Below are 19,036 nucleotides of genomic sequence, written 5' to 3'. Positions count from 1 at the left end.
CCTCGAAAACGACCGGAGGACCTTGATGCTCGTCATCATGAGCGACACCGACGTGTGGGGGCTGCGATGGGACGACGCGCTGCTGAAAGCGGGTGAGGGTCAATCGCGAACGGAGGCTGCCCTGACCTCCGGGGATCGCCACTGGTGCGATGCTGCGCCAGAGCAGATCATGTTACGCCTCGGCACGGGGCATAGATCGGAGCGGGATGGACCTATCCGCGGGCGACGAGCACCCGAGATGGCTGCCGGTGCGTTTGAACTTCATCATAGGAGATGAATATGCCAGACGATCTTACAGACACAGGCGGCCAGGATCGGACACGCATTAGTCTTGGAGAGGAGCACGAGATCCGATATTGGAGCGAGAAATTCGGTATTACCCGCGAGGAGCTCGCCGACGCTGTGGAGCAGGTCGGTACGAGCGCGAACGCGGTGGCCATTTATTTGGATAAGCCGATCTGAGCGTTAGATCCCGCTTAATTGCCGCGTGAAGGTAACCGATCATCGGGATTGCGCTCTCCCGGAGATCTTGTCGCCGCTACCCCGTACGGGCTCAGGATTTGTAGCGGGCTTTCGTACCTCACCAAGGGCTGGGTCCGGCGAGGATAGCAGCATCACGACGATGGCGAGCCGAGCCGTCAGGATCATAACCCATCCGTCGTGCATTGCAGCTGCCAGGCACGTGGACGAGAAAAGAACCCCCGATCTCGAAAGGGACCGGGGGTATCTCAGTTACGCAACGTTACTTAATGTCACGACACCGTCCATAGAGGGCGCCGGTTGGATCAGATCGGACCGAGGATACCTCCCCGAATCTGCCGCTGTCCTCAACATTCCCAGCGGCAGTTTGTTCCACAATGATCCGTCTTAAATCTTTGCGGTGCGATGCCGCGCATCGAATGTTTACAACGTCGGCAGCGCCCTTCAGCAGCGCAGGCGACGGGGGAATCGATCGGGTCAAAGGAACGTAACCAGCCGAATAGCCTGCTCAAGGGGCCGGAGCGTGGTCACTGGCTGACCGGCTTCGACGAAGCTTCCCATTAGGCTCTCTTGCATATCACCGAGAGCAGCCGGAGCAGGGCTGCGGGCGCTGATGTGTCACGAAAGGGGCTGTTCCAAAAAAGGAAAGGGCCGGTTGTTTCGCCGATACCCTCCAAGATGACCATTGGATCACCCCGGAAGCTTGGATGCTCGCCAGAGCTCAGTGCCTGGACCAGGAACGGGCCCCCTCCGCAATGCGGACCTGAATGCAACGGAGAACGATGTTGCACCCTTGGCGGCCGGCCGCCGAAGACGCCGGAAGCCCGCCAAAGCATAGGATCGGTCACATGAACGGACGATCCGGGTCAGGCGGAGCCCGGCGACGCGGGCGAGGGCTACGGTACGGTGAATCCTGAAGGCTGATGAGCCTCCAAGCGCGATGGAAATGGGATATGGCGATCACATCAGAAACCCGTGGGAAAGGCGGATGACGTGCCACCTGTCAGCGCACAAACAGGCACCTCCAAAATGCTGCCGAACATGCACAGCTTTTATTCATATTAGCCTTGTCGATCGCGCTCTATCCACGCCATCAGCGTTCGGGCCTCTGGCGGCCAAGCGTCGGCAACAACCCGGTCGCGGCGGACGACAGCGCGATTGATATAGACATAGTTCAGATTGGGCCCGGTCGATCGCAATGGGTGCGAATGCCGTATGACAGGATTGCCAAGCTTCGAGCGAGAGACCCAAGTATCTCGTCGGACGGCGCCGCAAAGGGCGGCGGAATAACCCGGAAACGACGGGCATGCTCTGAAAGTCATTGGCCGGGAATATGCACGAGATTGTGAGGATGCAAGATCCGGCACGGAAATCGTCGCTGAAGGTCTTAACGTGGTGGGATATGGGGTCGGGAGTTGTTCAATGGCTACCCGCTTCTTTGCGCCATTCCGGCCACACAACTGGTATCGCCTTATCTCGATCTGGCCCCGGGTGCTCTCGATCGGCAGCTGTCGACTTAGGATCTCATATCAACATGGGGGTGTTCGATGCCCATGGCGTTTTCGAGCGTTATCCAAGCGTGCAGTCTCGAACAACGCTTTGATCTCTCAATGTCATGCCGCGAGGATCGGCTCGCCGGCTATTTCGATGGGGTATGGTGGAGGGGCGGCGCGCAGACCGAAAGCGAAAATGCGCTGCCAAAAGCTTAACGCTGTCTCAGATATACGGAATGCGGTGGGTGCTATCCTGCATGGGATAGACTGTGCGCGACGGTTGCATGGTGAGGGCAGACCCTTCCTTATAACATTCGGGAAGCAGAGCGCTGATCCGAATAAGCTGTCTCTACGCTATCCTGGCTTTGTGCTGCGGGGGCGCAGATCGCCAACGCAGCGCCGATCATCGCTGTGTACACGGCTATCGCGGATCGACCGTTGAGCGATGCGTCATCGTTATCGAAGAAGGCTCCGCCAATCTGACGCATAGTGGGGGAGGGCGATTGCATCGCCTCGATCGCCCTGCGCGCTGATGCGAGATCCCGATGTGTCACTAGATCGCCGCCGCTGATCGCGCGGGCTACGATCTCGATCATATTCGGTTTGCTCACGGCTCGCTCCGCTATGACAGATGAGACGCATTAGCAGGCTTAAAGCTTATCGTAGAACGATTTCGACCACTATGGTCGGGAGGCATGCCGATGATGCCAGCGACGAGATTTCGAAAACTGCCGCGTGGGCCTCAGTGGGCGGTTCTCGGTCGACGCTGCCGCTCGGTTGGGCGTGAGACGGAACCGCGCCAGCGCGCGAGCAGATCTCGGGCCCCGTCAATTCGCCGTTCCGGTCACCGCTGTCTTGAAGCCGGCAAAAGTCCGAGTGTCACCAAAAGGCACTCATTGGCCCTCGCAAGGCTCTGACTGAATGCGCACCAAAATCCCATAGTTGCGCCCAACCCGCTGGACAAGAATGTCGCGCGGGCGGAGCCCTGCATGACCCCGACAAAACTCTTAGTTGGACAGATATTCGTCGTTGTCGCGCTCGTGCTCGCGAGCATTTGGTCTGCGACGCAGTGGACGGCGGCCGCACTTGCTTACCAAGTTGAACTCGGTGAGCCATGGGTCATCATTGGCGGTCTACCGGTCTACCGCCCGTGGGCGATATTCCTCTGGTGGTATCACTTCGACGGCTATGCGCCGCATGTCTTTAACCGTGGCGGGTTAATCGCCGCGACCGGTGGGTTTTTGGGTTGCGGCGCGGCGATCGTGGGATCACTCTGGCGCGCCCGCCAGAGTAGCGACGTTTCCACTTACGGCTCGGCACAATGGGCATCGCCACGCGCTGTCCGCGCTGCAGGGCTTTGTAGCAATGACGGCGTGTTTCTCGGATGGCTGCACGATAACTATCTTCGACATGACGGTCCCGAACACGTCATGGCCTTCGCGCCCACCCGCTCTGGCAAAGGCGTCGGCCTTGTCGTTCCGACCTTGCTTGGCTGGTCGGGCTCAGCGGTCATCCACGACATCAAGGGCGAAAACTGGCAGCTCACCGCCGGCTGGCGGGCCTGTTTCTCGCACTGCCTGCTATTCAATCCGACCGACGCCCGCTCGGCGCGCTACAATCCGCTGCTGGAAGTTCGCCGCGGCACCGATGAAGTGCGCGACGTACAGAACATCGCCGACATCCTCGTCGATCCCGAAGGGGCGCTCGACCGGCGCAACCATTGGGAAAAGACCAGTCACTCGCTGCTGGTCGGCGCAATCCTGCATATTCTCTACGCTGACGAAGACAAGACGCTCGCTCGCGTAGCGACCTTTCTCTCGGATCCGCAGCGGCCGTTCGTCGCAACGCTCGGCACGATGATGACGACCAATCATCTCGGCACTGCCGACAATCCCGTCGTCCATCCGGTGGTGGCGTCTGCCGCACGCGAACTGCTGAATAAGAGCGAAAACGAGCGGTCCGGCGTGCTGTCGACGGCTATGTCGTTCCTAGGTCTCTACCGCGATCCGACCGTCGCCGCCGTCACCGCCGCATCAGATTGGCGTATCGCCGATCTGGTCGAAGGCGATCATCCCGTCTCGCTTTATCTGGTCGTGCCACCATCGGACATCAGCCGCACCAAACCGCTGATCCGGCTTGTGCTCAACCAGATCGGTCGGCGCCTCACCGAACAGCTTCATGCCGAGAATACGCCCGGCCGCCACCGCCTCCTGATGATGCTAGACGAGTTTCCGGCACTCGGACGGCTCGACTTCTTCGAGACGAGTCTCGCGTTCCTTGCCGGCTATGGCGTCCGCGCCTTCCTGATCGCGCAAAGCCTGAATCAAGTGGAGAAGGCGTATGGCGAGTATAATGCGATCCTCGACAACTGCCACGTCCGCGTCGCATTTGCGACCAACGACGAACGCACCGCCAAGCGCATTTCGGATGCGCTCGGCACCGCGACCGAGCAGCGTGCCATGCGCAACTATGCGGGCCATCGGCTGGCTCCCTGGCTCGCGCACGTCATGGTCAGCCGGCAGGAGACTGCCCGCGCGCTGCTGACGCCCGGCGAAGTCATGCAGCTTCCGCCGACCGACGAGTTGGTGCTGGTAGCCGGCCACGCGCCCGTCCGCGCACAGAAGCTGCGCTACTATGAAGACCGCACCTTCAAGGAGCGTATCCTCCCCGCGCCGCCGCTCGCCACCGATGGCTATGCGGATTTGCCGAAGCTTCGTCCCCATGACTGGAACGACCATGTCCGCGGCATCGATACGAGGCTGGGCGACGGCGCGAGCGAGGTACCCGAGCACGGAGAGGGCGGTCTCGAACAGGTCAGACATCCGGCACACGAGATCGAGCGGATTGCCCAGCCCGATCCGGTCTCCACCGATGCCCTAGGTCTCGGTGACGATGATGACGATGCCGCGGCCGACAAGCGCACGATGGATCAGGCGCAGTCGCTCACTGCCTCGCGCGTCTACGCGGTCGATGCCTCGTCGGCCCGGCCCGACGACCTGCAGCTGGACTTCTGATGATGGTCGAGAAGGTCCGCCACCAGCTTTTCCTGCCCAGACCGATCAGCGACCGGCTCGAGGCACTCGCGGCGAAGCCGGGAGCATCGAAGTCTTCGATCCTTGTCGACGCGGTGACCGCCTGGCTCAATCGCCGCGGCGGATCCGAACTCGACGATCGGTTCGGGCTCCGCCTTGATCGCCTATCGACGGCTCTGTCGCGAATAGAGCGCGACGGTCATGTCACGCTTGAGACACTCGCGCTGTTCATCCGCTTCGAGCTCTCAATCCAAGCGCCGCTCGCCGAAAATGATGCGGCCGGACGCGCGCTCGCGCGGGACCGCTTCCAAGCTTTCGTCATGCAGGTCGGCAGGCAAGTTGCGGCCGGCAAACGCACATTGGGACAGACGGAGCAGCATCGATGACGGGCTCGCTCACAAGCGACCGACGCCGCGCGATGCTTCAGACCGCCATGGGGTCCGCGATCGCGGCCGGGCTTGGTGATCCACGTGTGATCGAGATCATGGTCAATCCCGATGGCGCACTGCGCATCGATATTCTGGGCGAAGGTCGCGTCGACACCGAGATCCGGCTGGAAGCGGAGCAGGTTGAGCGCATCATCCGCCTCGTGGCCGCGCACGCCCGTGCTGAGATCCACTCCGACAGTCCGATCATCTCAGCCGAACTTCCTCCTCACGCTGAAGGGCGCGCAGGAGAACGATTCGAAGGTGTACTCCCGCCAATCGCGCTAGGCCCCTGCTTCTCGATCCGCAAACCCGCCGAGCGGCTCCATACCCTCGACGAATATGTCAGCGACGCCCTGATGTCGGCGGCTGCCGCCGACATCCTGCGCAGGGCCGTTACCCAACGGTCCAACATCTTGATCGCGGGCGGCACCAGCTCGGGCAAGACCACGCTCGCCAACGCCCTGCTCGCCGAGATGGCCTGGATCGATGCGCGCGTCATTCTCATCGAGGACACGCGAGAATTGCAGTGCCCGCTTCCCGACACGGTCGCGCTGCGCACACGACCCGGCGTCACAACGATGACCGATCTCGTGCGCTCGACGATGCGCCTGCGCCCCGACCGGATCATCGTCGGCGAGGTCCGCGGTCCAGAGGCCCTCGACATGCTGAAGGCATGGAACACGGGCCACCCGGGGGGGATCGCGACCGTTCATGCCAATAGCGCGATCGCAGCGCTCTACCGCATCGAGCAACTGGTGCAGGAAGCGGTCGTCACCGTGCCGCGCCAGCTGATCGCCGAGGCCATCGACATCATCGTCTTTATCGCCGGCCGGGGTTCCCAGCGCCGGATCGCCAGCATCGCGCGTGTTTCCGCGCTCGATCCGGACAGCGGTTCCTACACGCTCTCCGAACTCCTGCCCTCGCACCCTGAAGGAGATTAACCATGACGACCGCTATCATCAACGATCGCCGCACCACGTTCCTGGTCGGAGCCTTCATCGGCTTCGGGATCATGCTCGCCAGCAACGCGCATGCGGCCGGCACAGGCATGCCGTGGGAAGAACCTCTCCAACAGGTGCTCGATTCCGTCCAGGGCCCCGTTGCCAAGATCATGGCAGTGGCCGTGATCGTCCTGACTGGCCTCACCCTGGCATTCGGTGAGACGGCAGGCGGCTTCCGTCGCCTGATCCAGATCGTCTTCGGGCTCTCGATCGCCTTCGCCGCATCAAGCTTCTTCCTCAGCTTTTTCAGCTTCGGCGGCGGGGCGCTGATAGCGTGAGCGGAGGCCAGCACAACGGCCGGATCGCGGGCTTCGAGGTTCCCATTCATGGGAGCCTCGGGGCACCAATCCTGCTCGGCGGAGCACCGCGCGGGCTCGCCATCGTCAACGGCACCCTTGCCGCCGCAATTGGTCTCGGTCTCCAGCAGTGGATCGCCGGCATCGTCGTCTGGGCGGTGGGGCACAGCATCGCGGTCTTCGCGACCCGGCGCGATCCCGCTTTCGCACAGGTCCTCGTCCGACATCTCCGTCAGAAAGGCTATCTCGGATGCTGAGGCTTCCCTCATGATGTCCCTGGCCGAATATCGTCATTCGGGCGATCACCTTGCCGACCATCTGCCATGGGCAGCGCTGGTCGCAGACGGCATCATCCTGAATAAGGACGGTAGCTTCCAGCGGACGCTCGCGTTCCGTGGACCCGATCTTGAATCCGCGACGGAAGCGGAACTGGTGTCGGCGTCAGCTCGCGCCAATAACGTGCTCAAGCGGTTCGGAACCGGCTGGGCATTGTTCTTCGACGCCGAGCGGCGCGAGGCGCTGAACTATCCCGGCAGCGACTTCCCTGACGCAGCATCCTGGCTCGTCGATCAGGAACGGCGCGCCCTCTTCATCGAAGACGGCGCGCATTATGAGAGCCGCTACCATGTGACCCTGACCTGGCTGCCGGCACCGGATGGAGGCGATGCCGCCGGACGTTCCCTCGTCGATCGGCCGGAGGCAGCCGAGGGCAGGGACTGGCGGGGTGCCCTGGCGACCTTCGCTGCCGAGACCGATCGTGCGCTCGATCTGTTCGCCGCCTTCATGCCTGAGGTTCGCGCGCTCTCCTCAGCCGAGACACTGACCTACCTCCACGACACCATCTCGACCCGCCACCATCCGGTCGCCGTGCCCGAGACGCCGATGTATCTCGACGGGCTGCTGGCGGACGTCCCTCTCGTCGGGGGTCTCGAACCGATGCTGGGCGACCGCCATCTCCGATCGCTGACCATCACGGGCTTTCCCAACGTGAGTCGGCCGGGAATCCTCGATGCGCTTAACGAGGCAAACTTTCCCTATCGTTGGGTCACCCGCTTCATCGCACTGGACAAGGCCGATGCCACGAAGGCGCTGACGAAGATCCGACGCCAGTGGTTCAACAAGCGCAAATCGATCACCGCGCTCTTGCGCGAGATCATGTACAATCAGCCGGCCCAGTTGCTCGACAGCGATGCCGACAACAAGGTGGTCGATGCAGATCTCGCCTTGCAGGCGCTCGGCGGCGATCATGTCGCCTTCGGCTATCTTACGACGACGATCACCGTGTCGGACACGGACCGGGGTCGGGTCGAGCAGAGGATCAGGGCGATCGAGCGCATCACCGGCAGCCTCGGGTTCACGACGATCCGCGAAAGCGTCAACGCCGTCGAGGCATGGTTTTCGTCACTGCCGGGCCATGCCTATGCCAACGTCCGGCAGCCCATCGTCCACACGCTCAACCTGGCCCATCTCATGCCGCTGTCGTCGGTCTGGGCTGGACCGACGCGCAACAGCCATCTCGAGGGGCCGCCGCTCTTCGTGGCCCGGACGTCGGGCTCAACCCCGTTCCGGCTGTCAACCCACGTCGGCGATGTCGGCCACATGATGGTGGTCGGGCCGACCGGCGCGGGCAAGTCGGTGCTGCTGGCACTCATCGCGCTCCAGTTCCGGCGTTATACAGGCGCACGGATCACGATTTTCGACAAAGGCTATTCGGCAAGGGCTGCGGTGCTGGCGATGGGCGGAAGGCATCATTCGCTCGGAAGCGACTCCGAAGGTGGTCCTATGCTCGCGTTCCAGCCGCTGCAGCGCATTGATGATCCTGCCGAGCGGGCCTGGGGGGCCGAGTGGATCGCAGCCCTGTTCGACGCCGAGAATGTCACCGTCACGCCGGAGGTGAAGGACGCTGTCTGGTCGGCACTCGGCAGTCTCGCATCCGCGCCACCTCAGGAGCGGACCATGACGGGCCTGACGCTGCTCCTCCAGTCGAACGCGCTGCGTGTCGCGCTCCAGCCCTATACACTCGACGGCCCGCACGGCCGTCTGCTCGATGCTGCCGGGAGCGAGTTGCAGTTCGCCGACGTCCAATGCTTCGAGACCGAGGCGCTGCTAGGGCAATCCAATGTCGTAGCACCCGTCCTGACCTACCTCTTCCACCGGTTGGAGGAGCGCTTTGACGGGCGGCCGAACCTTCTAATCCTCGACGAGGCTTGGATCTTCCTTGATCACCCGCTGTTCGCAGCCCGCATTCGCGAGTGGCTGAAGACGCTCCGCAAGAAGAATGTCGCGGTGCTGTTCGCGACGCAGAGCCTGGCGGACATCGCCGGCAGCAGCATCGCGCCCGCCATCATCGAGAGTTGTCCGCAGCGCATCCTGCTTCCGAACGACCGGGCGATCGAGCCGCAGGGGCGCGAGGCTTACGCGCGCTTCGGCCTGAACGACCGCCAGATCGAAATCGTCAGTCGGGCGACGCCCAAGCGGCAATATTACCTGCAATCCGCCCGCGGAAACCGCCTGTTCGAACTGGGCCTCGGCCCCGTCGCGCTGGCGCTGTGCGGCGCTTCCAATCCCATCATGCAGCGCCGGATCGATGCGATCGTTGCGAAGGTCGACCGCCACGACTTCACAGCCGCCCTCCTCGCCGATGTCGGCCTGGACTGGGCGGCGGACCTGCTTGCCGGCTTTCCGCGGCGAGAGGGTCTTCGTCCCTGACGCAGAGTCCGCGCCAGTTCATGCCCGGCCCGCAGGAAGGGTGCCGCGACTTGCTGTTTCTTGCCGGCGAATGACGCCGCAGCCGATCAATTTTAGCAGGCTCGCGACCCGGCCAAGCTGGTCGAATTTACCGACGCCGGTCATGCTATGCTATTTGGGCGAGCTGTCGAAGCCGCAGCGATGCGGCGGACCGAGGAATGAGCGCAAAAGAATCGGCTCTGGAGACGGCGCGTGAAACGCGCGTTCGAAACTAGAAGCGCGGCGGATCCAAAAGATCCGCCGCCCTGATCAGGCCTGAATCGTCTTTGCGCGCGGCGTGCGTGCGGACCGGGCAGGCTTCTCGGGAGAGACGCTGAGGTGAGCGACGGCCGCCGCTTTTGTTGCGGCAATCCCGATCGTCTTTCGAACCGTCTTCGCTGCCTTAACCGCGGGCAGGGCAACCTCCTCCAAGACCTTCGCCGGCATGCGACCAAACCCGATTGCTTTGGCCAGCGTCCGGCGCTTTTCCGCATAGCTCGGCGCGACCAATGGATAGTCGCGAGGCAGGCCCCATTTTGCCCGATACTGCTCGGGCGTCAGGTCGAATTTTGTCTTCAGATAGCGCTTCATGGTTTTTAGCCTCGCGCCATCCTCAAGGCAGATGATATAGTCGGGCTTCACCGAAGACCGGATCGACACCGCCGGCGTCCGAGCAGGGCCCGGTTGTGCATCTGGCTTCCCCAAATTACTGAGAGCGCCGTGCACGGCAGCGATCAGCTCGGGCAAGGTATTGGCCGTCACCTGATTGTTCGCCACGTGAGCGGCGACGATATCGGCGGTCAGCGTAAGAAGCGCGTCGTCTGACAAATCTTGCTCCTTTCCAGATGTATCCACCTTAGCGCGCGAAGAAGCGCTGTCGAGTAGTCGCGCAGCAGCACGGGCATTTGCCACTTCAAACCTCAAAACCTGTGATCGAGATTGCGCTTAGTCTCAGCTAAAGCTCTGCTAAAATTGCTGTGAAAACCGCCATTATCAACTTGCGACAACCCCCTTATGTCGAAGCAGTTTAAGTGAAAATCGCCATAATATATATGTAATGGATACAGAATCATGTAAATGAAATAGCGGCAAGCTGTCAGTTGATCATTGCCTGAGAAAAGACTTCGGATTAAGCGTATTGCCGCCTGACGTAGTGAGGTCGGTGGATGGATGCTCGTGGGGAGACCTCATCCACCGCTTTTGCCGTTCCTCTGCGAACGGTGGAATTTCAGCGCCGGTCTTCGTTCGAGCTCAAAGCGCGCTAGTCGGCCCTGTTCGGTCTACTGGCGCCGCGGGTCAGCCCAAGGCGGCTCCGCTTGGCCCTAGCGGAGAAATCCAGGCCGAAGCAGTGGGGGGCTTTGCGCGCTTGAGCAGTTGGACGTTCGGCTAGTTCGCCCCGGCAACATTCTAGTGCCGCCGACCCGGGCTGGCAGGCGACTGCGGCAGGCAGCGCGCTATGTGGATTCATGGCCTACTGGCTTTGAATTGATCGGCTGGACGCTGCGCAGCCGTAGCCGAGCTAAAATGTGGCGCTAACTGGATCTCAATCAACGACGATTAGCGGGGGCGGCGATGATTGCCGTCGCCGTCTCGCTCAACACCCTGCTGTCGCTCATTTGCTGGTCTATGGGCGTAGTGCTCCTTTTAGGGGCCGTACTTGTAAAAATGCGACTGCTCGAAACGCGTGCACAAATGCTGGTTTGGGCCTTTGCTTCAATCGCGCCACCTATCGCGGGATGCCGCATCGCACAGTAGGGAAGCTGATTATGCGATGGATCAAACTGCCGTTTCTACCCGTTCAATCGCTTCGATTTGCACGTTGATAGATTGCAACGCGGCGGAGATGGGCATGCAGGCAATAACAGGTACAGTTGTACACGGCGCCGATGGCGGTTGGCCTCTTAATGTGAAGGGTGTTTGGGCGCGGCACATGGCCGCGGAACTTGCAGTTCATAGTGCCGCCCTCGCCGCTCAAATTGATCGTCGGCGACGTTGTCGTCTTGGCGATGCAGCCGGATGAGGAGATAAGGGTGCAAACGTTTTATCTTCACATCCATAACGGCCATGGAGATGCCGAGGCTGATGAGCCGATCCAAGTGAGGACACTGGCAGCTGCCAAGGAACACGCAATTTCGGGGATCAGAGAGCTGCTCGCCGCAGAAGTGCTCAACGGCGTCATGGACATGACCGGCTACATTGAAATAGCCGATTCTCGAGGCGTCTCAGTACTGAGAGTGCCGTTTGTGGAGGCTGTTCAAATCACGTGTAAGACGTAATGGGATGCGCGGCAAATGAGGGAACGTTGCCTCGCAGCAGCCGTTGATCAATCTGCCTCAGAATGGCCAAACCAACGACACTGGGCCGCCGGTGATCCCGGCCCTCTTTTGGTTCGAAATAGCATCAGCGACAAAAGGCTCGTGAGGTTAACACATGTCGACTGGGCCTAGGCATAAGATTACCAGCTGGTGCCTGCTCGGCGCGGTCGTGATCGCCTTCGCCGTCGTGATCGCTATCGGTATTTATGTGGCAACCATGCCGGGAAACGGGCCGCAGCCAATTTCGCGCGACACCACGTCCGAAACACCAAGAGCGCCAGCGCCTCCGCAGTGAAAGCCGACCGCTCATGTTTAGCAAACGGGGATCGTTGTTCCTCAAACAGAGCTTCGTACGTTCGCGCGGGCGCGCGCTTGTGGGTCGGTCAGGGGGCGATCACGGTAGTGCGACAGGACAATTCCGATCAATTCTTGTCGAAGGGGAGATCCGAGATGCCGAACACGCAGATCAGCAAGTATCAGGCCGTCATTTACGCCGGTGATCGCCCGAACCTGAGCCGAGCCACCATCCTACTTCTCGACGAAAACCAGAGCACTATCGGAATTCTATTCTTCGTTGCCGATGGAACCCTGCTACCACCCAACGAAGCATCCGGTGTGCCTCACGGCTTCTATTACATGGGCGATTATGCCGCGGTGCTAGACCTGTTACGGAACGAGAGCCCGGTCTACATCGAGACAGGTGGCAAAACGGACGTATCTATTTCCACGCGTGCGGAGCCAATCGGAGACGGCGACAAGGCGCCCGCGAAATTGTTTCCGATTCTGTAGGCGGGCACGCGGGGGCGGATACGCAAGCGTCCGACCACAGGCCAGCGTCGGCATTCCGCGGGTCTACGGAACAAACACGCGACGTGCGCATACTGCCGCCATGCTGACGATCCTCATCGCTATTACCGCACAGGCGGCCTCGCCTCATCCCTCCCGCGCCACTCAGATCGCACACGATGGCGGCCGGATCGCCTCGCGCCCTGCCGAGGATGTCGGCGCCAAGAAGACTCAAATACCTCCCGTGCTGCAGCGCGCAGCGGTCAATCCTTATTCTACGACAGGCACAGCAAGCTGCGGCCAAATACGGGCCCGCGTTGCGGACCTTTCAGCCGCCTTGGGCGAGGATTTCCAGCCCGGTGCGGACACGAAAGAGAATCGCGCTGGCAAGCTCGCCGAGGCGGGCGGCAAATCGCTGGTGAACGGACTGGTGCCGTTCCGCAGCCTCGTGCGCGAGATTTCTGGCGCGGCGCCGGCACAACGGCGGCTGAATGCGGCGATCAGCGCGGGCCATGCGCGGCGCGGTTTCCTGCGGGGAGTGGCGATGGCGCGGAAGTGCCGGATATAAAAGGCGCTGCGTTTCGGTCCCGATACCGCTCAACGGGGTTCCATCCCGCAATCTTCGCGAGATGCAGTGCCTTGCCGGGCCGGCGACCATCGATCCGATCGTGGGCTTGTCCAGCACGTACCGTCAATAACAGGACACACAGAAAGGCCCCCGCGAGTATCTGGCTGCATGCGGCCGGGGCGACGCCAGAGACGCTCCCAATGTCCCTAGACAAGGCCTGAACGCACCGATCAAAATCCGCAATCCTTGAAGCTCATTCTCGCGCTCAAGGAGCCTGTATGTCACGTCGGCCCGAACCGTCCCGCGCCCGCAAGGGTCTCCTGACGGGCACCCTCACTCTCGCTACCGCTGGCACGCTCGCGCTCGGCTTGATGACGCCGAGCGAGCCAGCGCAAGCGCAGTGGACCGTTTTTGACCCCAGCAATTACAGCCAGAATATCGTGATCGCGGCGCGCACGCTGAGCCAAATCGACAATCAGATCCGAATGCTGCAGAACCAGGCGCAAGGGCTCATCAATCAGGCGAAGAACCTGACGACAATCGGCTTTCCGGAGCTGACCGCAATCACCGACACCATCAGGCAGATCGACGGACTGATGGGCGAGGCGCGAGCCATCCAGTTCCAGGTCTCGAACCTCGACGACCAGTTCCGTTCGCTGTTTCCGCGCAGCTTTGATAGTGCGTTGACCAGCGATCGCCACGTCGCCGATGCGCGGACGCGGCTCGATGCGTCCATGGATGCCTATCAGCATACGATGACAGTTCAGGCCCGCGTGGTCGAGAATGTCACTGCCGATGCAAATGCGCTGAGCGGCATCGTCCAGCGCAGCCAGGGGGCCGAGGGCGCGCTCCAAGCACAACAGGCCACCAACCAGTTGCTCGCGCTTGCTGCCAAGCAGCAGTTTCAGCTCCAGAACCTGATGGCGGCCCAATTTCGGGCCGACGCCATCGACCGCGCCAATCGCGCACAGGCGCAGGCCGATGCGCGGGGCGCAACCGCCAAGTTCCTCGGCTCCGGCACCGCCTACACCCCCCAGTAGGCCCGCTGGATCGGCGGCGGCGGGTGCGCCTCCCTGCCGCCGTCGCCGCGGGGCGCGCCACAAGCCCCCAGACGCGCCCCGCGGAAATGCACCTCGGTCAGGACATTGATCCCGTGAACGATCTCAGCGTCATCGACGAGTTCATGGCCGCCTTCATCCGCTACATCGACAGCGGGTTTGGGCTGCTCGGTGGCGACGTCAGCTTCCTCAGCCGCACCCTGATTGCGCTCGATATCACCTTGGCGGGCTTGTTCTGGTCATTGGGCGGCGAGGAGAATGTCCTCGGCCGGCTGATCCGCAAAATTCTTTATGTTGGCGCGTTCGCGTTCATCCTGAACAGCTTCTCGACGCTAGCCGGCATCATCTTCCGATCGTTCGCGCAGGCTGGGCTCACGGCGGGCGGCGGCGGGATCAGTCCGACGGACCTGCTCAAGCCCGGCCGCCTTGCGGGAACGGGTTTTTCGGCGGCGTGGCCGCTCCTCGAGCAAGCCTCAAAGCTGATGGGCTTCACCAGCTTTTTCGACAATTTCCTGACGATCGCGATCCTCCTCGTCGCGTGGGTGATCGTCATCCTCGCCTTCTTCATCCTCGCCGTGCAGATGTTCGTGACGATCATCGAGTTCAAACTGAGCTCATTGGCCGGCTTCATCCTCGTGCCGTTCGCGCTCTGGAACCGGACGAGCTTTCTCGCCGAGCGTGTGCTCGGCCATGTCGTCAGTTCCGGCATCAAGGTGATGGTGCTGGCCGTCATCGTCGGCATCGGCTCCAACTATTTTACCCAGTTCACGACCGCACTCGCCGGGCAAGAGCCCGATATCGGGCAGGCGATGAGCCTCGTGCTGGCGAGCCTCGCATTGTTCGGTCTGGGCATCTTCGGACCCGGTATCGCTTCAGGTTTGGTCTCCGGCGCGCCACAGCTTGGTGGTGGCGCGGCGCTCGGCAGCATTCTCGGCGCAGGCGGGATGATCGCGCTCGGCGGAGCCGGTGCGATCGGTGCGGCACGTGGCCTCGCCACGGCCGGCCTTGGTGCGATCCGGGCGGGCACGACCATGGGCGCTGCCGCATCCACGGCTTACGGCCTCGGCCAGGACGCCAGTGGCTCCTCGACCGTCGGCGCTGGCTTGCGCGGTATGGCCACGGCCGCATCGAGCGCCGCGCGCTCGCGCATGTCCACGGCCCTCGGTCTCGGCGAGGCGGCAGAGTCTGGCAGGCAGGGTGCCTTGAGCGCGATGGCCGCCCAGAGTGGCGCCGTTCCGGCAGGCAGTTCCTCCGACCCGCGAGACATGCCTGGCTGGGCGCGCGCCATGAAGGCGGATGCGTCCGCCCGATCCTACCGACAGGCCGCAATTCACGCTGTTGCCCAAGGTGATCGTGGCGGGGCCGGCGCCACCCCCGACATCAAGGAAAGGGACGACTGATGCGCTTCAAACGTGCCGTGCAGCGCTATGGGCGAACGCTTGAACCGGAGACGCCCTTCCAGCGGGCGGGTCAACTCTGGGATGAGCGTATCGGATCGGCCCGCGTGCAAGCCCGCAACTGGCGCCTGATGGCCTTCGGCTGCCTCGGGCTGACAACCGCGCTGTCCGGTGGACTGCTCTGGCAATCTCTACAAAGCCGGGTCGTCCCCTACGTCGTTGAGGTCGACAGGCTCGGCGAGCCCCGCGCGATCGCGGCGGCCGAGACCGGCTATCGTCCCACCGATCCGCAGATCGCTTGGTTTCTGGGCCGCTTCATCATCAGCGTCCGGTCGGTCTCGCTCGACCCGGTGCTGATGCGCCAGGACTGGCTGGCTGCCTACGACTTCACGACGAAACGGGGCGCTGTCTTCCTCGACGACTATGCGCGCACCGCCGACCCATTCGGCCATATCGGTGAACGAACGGTCTCGGTGCAGGTGACGAGCGTCGTCCGGGCGTCGGACCGCTCTTTCCAGGTCAAGTGGATCGAAACGGATTACGAACGCGGCGATCAGACCGGGGCTACGCACTGGACGGCAATCCTCACCGTCCTGCTCGAAGCACCATCATCGACCGATCGACTGCGCAAGAATCCGCTCGGCCTTTACGTCGATGCGGTCGACTGGAGCCGCGAGCTCGAACCGGGCGTGAGCACGCCCTCGACATCACAACAGGGCAGGATTCCGATCATCCCGCCTGCGCCCAACCTACCGCTCGGATCGCCACTCGATCCGAACCTTTCCCGATCCCCCGAACCGCAAAAGGAGGCACGTCCATGAAAACACCGACCCTGATGTGGATGTTCAGCGGTTCGGCGCTCGCCCTGGCGCCGACTGCGCCACCCGTGACCCCGCCGTCCACTCTCCCTTTCACCGTTGCACCCCCTGCGGCGGCGCCGCTCGCCGCGCCAGTCCCACCGCCGGTCAGCGTACGTCGGCACAAACCCCTGTCGCCTGCCGAGCTGCGCGTCCGTGCCGCCAACCGCGCCGCCACGCTGGAGCCGGTCGCGGCCGGTTACATCAACGCCGTGCAGGTCTACCCCTATAGCGAAGGAGCAATCTTTCGCGTCCTTACCGCGCCCGGCCAGATCACCGATATCGCGCTTCAGCCCGGCGAGGTGCTGGGCGCCGTTGCCGCCGGCGACACTGCCCGGTGGGTCATCGGCGATACCAGCAGCGGCACTGGTGATACCCGGCGGACGCATGTGTTGGTGAAGCCTTTTTCGACCGGCCTTTCTACGAATATCGTAATCACCACCGACCGGCGCACCTATCACCTGTCGCTGGCAAGCGGGGATCGTTCAGCGATGGTGGCGCTGTCGTGGTCCTATCCTCAGGACCAAATCCTCGCTTTGAAGGCGGCGGAGGATCGGGCACGCGAGGTGAGGCCGGTCGCGACCGGGCTGCAGATCGATCAACTCCACTTCGATTATGTGATATCGGGCGACCAGCCGACATGGCGGCCGCTGCGCGCCTTCGATGACGGCCGCCAGACATTCATCGAGTTTCCGCCGTCGCTGGCGGTCGGCGAGGCGCCCCCACTGTTTCTGGTCGATGAGAAGGGCGCGGCCCAACTCGTTAATTACCGAGTGCAGGGCCGCTATTATATTGTCGATAGGCTGTTTGAGGTTGCCGAACTCCGGCTCGGCCTGAAGCACCAGGAGATCGTGCGGATCAGCCGCAGCTACGGACGGCGGGCGGCATGACGGACGACGCAGTCTCCCCGATCGCCAAGGTCGATCCCGAGACACTGGCGATCCGCGCACGGCCGCCGCGCGCAGTCCGGTTCAAGCGCGGCGCGATCGTCGCGATTGCAGCCGTCGGCTCAGTCAGCCTGCTCGCGGTGACATGGATGGCGCTGAAGCCGCGCTTGCTCCGGCATGGCGGCACGCAGACGGAATTGTCGCAACCGAATGTCAGGCCGGCGACCGGCGCCTTGGAGGGCGTGCCGGCCACATATGGCGACGTGCCACGTCTCGGGCCGCCGCTGCCGGGTGACCTTGGCAAACCGATCCTCGAACATCAGCGCGAGATCGGCCACGCAGATCAGTCTGGGTTGGAGGCCGAGGCGGCCGAGCAGCAACGGAGGTTTGCTGAGGTGAAGGCTGCCCGCGAGTCGGGTCTGCTCGTTCAGGAGCGTCAGGTTCAAGCGCCGCCCGAGGCGCTTGCGGCCGCGCCGCTTGCCGGATCGACGCCAACCGGCCCCGATAAGGTCGCCCTCGATCCCGATCGGGATCCGAACGCGCAGGGTCGGAAGGCCGCCTTCGTCGGGAGTCTCGACCCGAAAGGTGACACCAATCCGCACGCGATGACGCCCTTGCCGTCACCCTACACCCTATCGGCGGGTAGCGTCATCGCGGCTAGCCTGATCACCGGCGTGCGCTCCGATCTGCCGGGGCTCGTGACAGCGCAGGTTACCGAGAACATTTACGACAGTGCCACCGGCGGTCTTCTGCTTGTGCCGCAAGGCGCCCGCCTGATCGGAAGTTACGACAGTGTGGTGGCATTCGGACAAAAGCGCGCCCTTGTCGTTTGGCAGCGCATCATTATGCCCGACGGTAGCTCGCTCCGCATTGACAACGTGCCTGCAACCGATGCCGCCGGTTATGCGGGCGTGGCCGACAAAGTCGACCTTCACACCTGGCAGCTTCTGAAGGGCGTCGCGCTATCCACGCTGCTCGGGGTCAGTTCGGAGCTGGCCCTCTCCGGCCAAGGTGACCTCGTTCAGGCGATCCGCATGTCGACGCAGGACAATGTCTCACGCGTGGGCGACCAGATCACGAGAGCCAGTCTTGGGGTGCAGCCGACAATCACGATCCGACCGGGGACCCCCGTTCGGCTGGTTGTCCACAAGGATCTCGAGATGGTGCCCTTCCGCAAGGAGAATTGAAGTGACCAATCTCAAGCTCCCGCCGCTTCCTGACAGGACGCCGATCAAACTCAGTATTTCGGTTCTGCCTGACCTTCATCAGGCTCTGACTGAATATGCCAGTCTCTATGCCTCCACTTATGGGCGAGACGAGCCCATAGGCGAGCTGATCCCGGCGATGCTCACCGCTTTTCTGGATAGCGATCGCGCGTTCACGCGCGGTCGGACCAGCAATTGAGCGCCGACGAAAAGCCTGACCGCTTCATCAGGCTTGATGAGGTCAAGCGCCGTGTCGGATTGGGAAAGTCGATGATCTATCGGCTGATCCAGGAAGATAAATTTCCCGCACCATACAAAGTGTCGTCTTTCGCTTCCCGGTGGAGTGATCGCGAGATTGTATCTTGGATCGATGATGTAATAGATGGCTTTGAGGGAAGAAAAAGGAAGATTTGATCGGGTGATTGTTTCGTATCGTATTTTTGCGAACCGGTAAGTCATACATGATTTTGTATAAATAAACAAGGGTGACGGCACCTATCTCAGCG

At 62.4% G+C, this 19,036-nt stretch carries 20 protein-coding genes; 17 read left to right on the top strand and 3 right to left on the bottom strand.

All coding sequences use genetic code 11. The annotated features are described in order from the left end of the window. Window positions 1-279 precede the first annotated feature (279 nt). Complete coding sequence (locus HL653_RS22700) at window positions 280-462, top strand: DUF3606 domain-containing protein (RefSeq protein ID WP_171746504.1); 183 nt, start codon at window positions 280-282, stop codon at window positions 460-462. A gap of 1,816 nt (window positions 463-2,278) precedes the next feature. Here the strand turns inward: HL653_RS22700 and HL653_RS22695 are convergent. Continuing rightward, window positions 2,279-2,569, bottom strand: coding sequence for a hypothetical protein (locus tag HL653_RS22695; protein ID WP_171746503.1), 291 nt, complete (start codon window positions 2,567-2,569; stop codon window positions 2,279-2,281). Window positions 2,570-2,962: 393 nt separating this feature from the next. Between HL653_RS22695 and HL653_RS22690 the strand changes: the two genes are divergently transcribed. The 6 genes from HL653_RS22690 to trbE are packed head-to-tail and all read left to right on the top strand — an operon-like array spanning window position 2,963 to window position 9,439. Beyond that, window positions 2,963-4,987, top strand: a complete 2,025-nt coding sequence (locus tag HL653_RS22690; protein ID WP_171746502.1) for a conjugal transfer protein TraG — start codon at window positions 2,963-2,965, stop codon at window positions 4,985-4,987. A gap of 2 nt (window positions 4,988-4,989) precedes the next feature. After that, window positions 4,990-5,391: a CopG family transcriptional regulator gene (locus HL653_RS22685; RefSeq protein WP_171747217.1), complete on the top strand. Its 402-nt coding sequence runs from the start codon at window positions 4,990-4,992 to the stop codon at window positions 5,389-5,391. Next, entirely contained in the window at window positions 5,388-6,374 is a 987-nt protein-coding gene (gene trbB, locus HL653_RS22680) for a P-type conjugative transfer ATPase TrbB (protein ID WP_171746501.1), read from the top strand. Before HL653_RS22685 ends, trbB begins: the two co-directional genes overlap by 4 nt. 2 nt (window positions 6,375-6,376) lie before the next feature. Further along, entirely contained in the window at window positions 6,377-6,712 is a 336-nt protein-coding gene (locus HL653_RS22675) for a TrbC/VirB2 family protein (protein WP_171746500.1), read from the top strand. Then, a complete protein-coding gene (locus HL653_RS22670) occupies window positions 6,709-6,987 on the top strand; it encodes a VirB3 family type IV secretion system protein (RefSeq protein ID WP_171746499.1) in 279 nt (92 codons plus the stop codon). Before HL653_RS22675 ends, HL653_RS22670 begins: the two co-directional genes overlap by 4 nt. Before the next feature lie 10 nt (window positions 6,988-6,997). Then, on the top strand, window positions 6,998-9,439 hold the full coding sequence (gene trbE / locus HL653_RS22665) for a conjugal transfer protein TrbE (protein ID WP_171746498.1): 2,442 nt from the start codon (window positions 6,998-7,000) through the stop codon (window positions 9,437-9,439). A gap of 18 nt (window positions 9,440-9,457) precedes the next feature. Here the strand turns inward: trbE and HL653_RS24530 are convergent, their stop codons facing one another. Together HL653_RS24530 and HL653_RS22660 are read right to left on the bottom strand one after the other, a co-directional pair. Further along, window positions 9,458-9,583: a hypothetical protein gene (locus HL653_RS24530; RefSeq protein ID WP_301337943.1), complete on the bottom strand. Its 126-nt coding sequence runs from the start codon at window positions 9,581-9,583 to the stop codon at window positions 9,458-9,460. Window positions 9,584-9,727: 144 nt separating this feature from the next. Further along, the gene (locus tag HL653_RS22660; RefSeq protein WP_171746497.1) at window positions 9,728-10,285 is read right to left on the bottom strand and encodes a MucR family transcriptional regulator; all 558 of its coding nucleotides are present in this window, start codon (window positions 10,283-10,285) and stop codon (window positions 9,728-9,730) included. Window positions 10,286-11,400: 1,115 nt separating this feature from the next. Here HL653_RS22660 and HL653_RS22655 point away from each other — a divergent pair. The 10 genes from HL653_RS22655 to HL653_RS22610 all read left to right on the top strand — a co-directional run bounded on the left by HL653_RS22655 (window position 11,401) and on the right by HL653_RS22610 (window position 18,944). Next, entirely contained in the window at window positions 11,401-11,733 is a 333-nt protein-coding gene (locus HL653_RS22655) for a hypothetical protein (RefSeq protein ID WP_171746496.1), read from the top strand. A 489-nt stretch (window positions 11,734-12,222) separates the two neighbouring features. Continuing rightward, window positions 12,223-12,561 (top strand): hypothetical protein, encoded by a 339-nt coding sequence (locus tag HL653_RS22650; protein ID WP_171746495.1) that lies wholly within the window; start codon window positions 12,223-12,225, stop codon window positions 12,559-12,561. A 100-nt stretch (window positions 12,562-12,661) separates the two neighbouring features. Continuing rightward, entirely contained in the window at window positions 12,662-13,126 is a 465-nt protein-coding gene (locus HL653_RS22645) for a hypothetical protein (protein WP_253717313.1), read from the top strand. Window positions 13,127-13,404: 278 nt separating this feature from the next. Next, window positions 13,405-14,166: a P-type conjugative transfer protein TrbJ gene (gene trbJ / locus HL653_RS22640; protein WP_171746494.1), complete on the top strand. Its 762-nt coding sequence runs from the start codon at window positions 13,405-13,407 to the stop codon at window positions 14,164-14,166. A gap of 113 nt (window positions 14,167-14,279) precedes the next feature. Next, entirely contained in the window at window positions 14,280-15,584 is a 1,305-nt protein-coding gene (gene trbL, locus HL653_RS22635) for a P-type conjugative transfer protein TrbL (RefSeq protein ID WP_171746493.1), read from the top strand. Next, entirely contained in the window at window positions 15,584-16,402 is an 819-nt protein-coding gene (gene trbF, locus HL653_RS22630; RefSeq protein ID WP_171746492.1) for a conjugal transfer protein TrbF, read from the top strand. The genes trbL and trbF overlap by 1 nt, the downstream gene beginning before the upstream one ends. Beyond that, window positions 16,399-17,328: a P-type conjugative transfer protein TrbG gene (gene trbG, locus HL653_RS22625; RefSeq protein WP_171746491.1), complete on the top strand. Its 930-nt coding sequence runs from the start codon at window positions 16,399-16,401 to the stop codon at window positions 17,326-17,328. Before trbF ends, trbG begins: the two co-directional genes overlap by 4 nt. Beyond that, window positions 17,325-18,512 carry a TrbI/VirB10 family protein gene (locus HL653_RS22620; RefSeq protein ID WP_171746490.1) on the top strand — a complete coding sequence of 396 codons (1,188 nt, stop codon included), beginning with the start codon at window positions 17,325-17,327 and terminating at the stop codon, window positions 18,510-18,512. The genes trbG and HL653_RS22620 overlap by 4 nt, the downstream gene beginning before the upstream one ends. A 1-nt stretch (window position 18,513) precedes the next feature. Then, on the top strand, window positions 18,514-18,729 hold the full coding sequence (locus tag HL653_RS22615) for a DUF2274 domain-containing protein (protein WP_171746489.1): 216 nt from the start codon (window positions 18,514-18,516) through the stop codon (window positions 18,727-18,729). Beyond that, on the top strand, window positions 18,726-18,944 hold the full coding sequence (locus tag HL653_RS22610; RefSeq protein WP_171746488.1) for an AlpA family transcriptional regulator: 219 nt from the start codon (window positions 18,726-18,728) through the stop codon (window positions 18,942-18,944). The genes HL653_RS22615 and HL653_RS22610 overlap by 4 nt, the downstream gene beginning before the upstream one ends. Window positions 18,945-19,036 lie beyond the last annotated feature (92 nt).

The organism is Sphingomonas sp. AP4-R1, assembly GCF_013113735.1.
Lineage (GTDB): Bacteria > Pseudomonadota > Alphaproteobacteria > Sphingomonadales > Sphingomonadaceae > Sphingomonas_I.
This window is presented reverse-complemented; position numbering and strand designations above follow the sequence as displayed.

Bases quoted from the DNA above. Each gene is read 5' to 3' on its own strand.
- HL653_RS22700 (WP_171746504.1), top strand. From the start codon at position 280: ATGCCAGACGATCTTACAGACACAGGCGGCCAGGATCGGACACGCATT.
- HL653_RS22695 (WP_171746503.1), bottom strand. From the start codon at position 2,569: ATGATCGAGATCGTAGCCCGCGCGATCAGCGGCGGCGATCTAGTGACA.
- HL653_RS22690 (WP_171746502.1), top strand. From the start codon at position 2,963: ATGACCCCGACAAAACTCTTAGTTGGACAGATATTCGTCGTTGTCGCG.
- HL653_RS22685 (WP_171747217.1), top strand. From the start codon at position 4,990: ATGGTCGAGAAGGTCCGCCACCAGCTTTTCCTGCCCAGACCGATCAGC.
- trbB (WP_171746501.1), top strand. From the start codon at position 5,388: ATGACGGGCTCGCTCACAAGCGACCGACGCCGCGCGATGCTTCAGACC.
- HL653_RS22675 (WP_171746500.1), top strand. From the start codon at position 6,377: ATGACGACCGCTATCATCAACGATCGCCGCACCACGTTCCTGGTCGGA.
- trbE (WP_171746498.1), top strand. From the start codon at position 6,998: ATGATGTCCCTGGCCGAATATCGTCATTCGGGCGATCACCTTGCCGAC.
- HL653_RS24530 (WP_301337943.1), bottom strand. From the start codon at position 9,583: ATGACCGGCGTCGGTAAATTCGACCAGCTTGGCCGGGTCGCGAGCCTG.
- HL653_RS22650 (WP_171746495.1), top strand. From the start codon at position 12,223: ATGCCGAACACGCAGATCAGCAAGTATCAGGCCGTCATTTACGCCGGT.
- HL653_RS22645 (WP_253717313.1), top strand. From the start codon at position 12,662: ATGCTGACGATCCTCATCGCTATTACCGCACAGGCGGCCTCGCCTCAT.
- trbJ (WP_171746494.1), top strand. From the start codon at position 13,405: ATGTCACGTCGGCCCGAACCGTCCCGCGCCCGCAAGGGTCTCCTGACG.
- trbF (WP_171746492.1), top strand. From the start codon at position 15,584: ATGCGCTTCAAACGTGCCGTGCAGCGCTATGGGCGAACGCTTGAACCG.
- trbG (WP_171746491.1), top strand. From the start codon at position 16,399: ATGAAAACACCGACCCTGATGTGGATGTTCAGCGGTTCGGCGCTCGCC.
- HL653_RS22620 (WP_171746490.1), top strand. From the start codon at position 17,325: ATGACGGACGACGCAGTCTCCCCGATCGCCAAGGTCGATCCCGAGACA.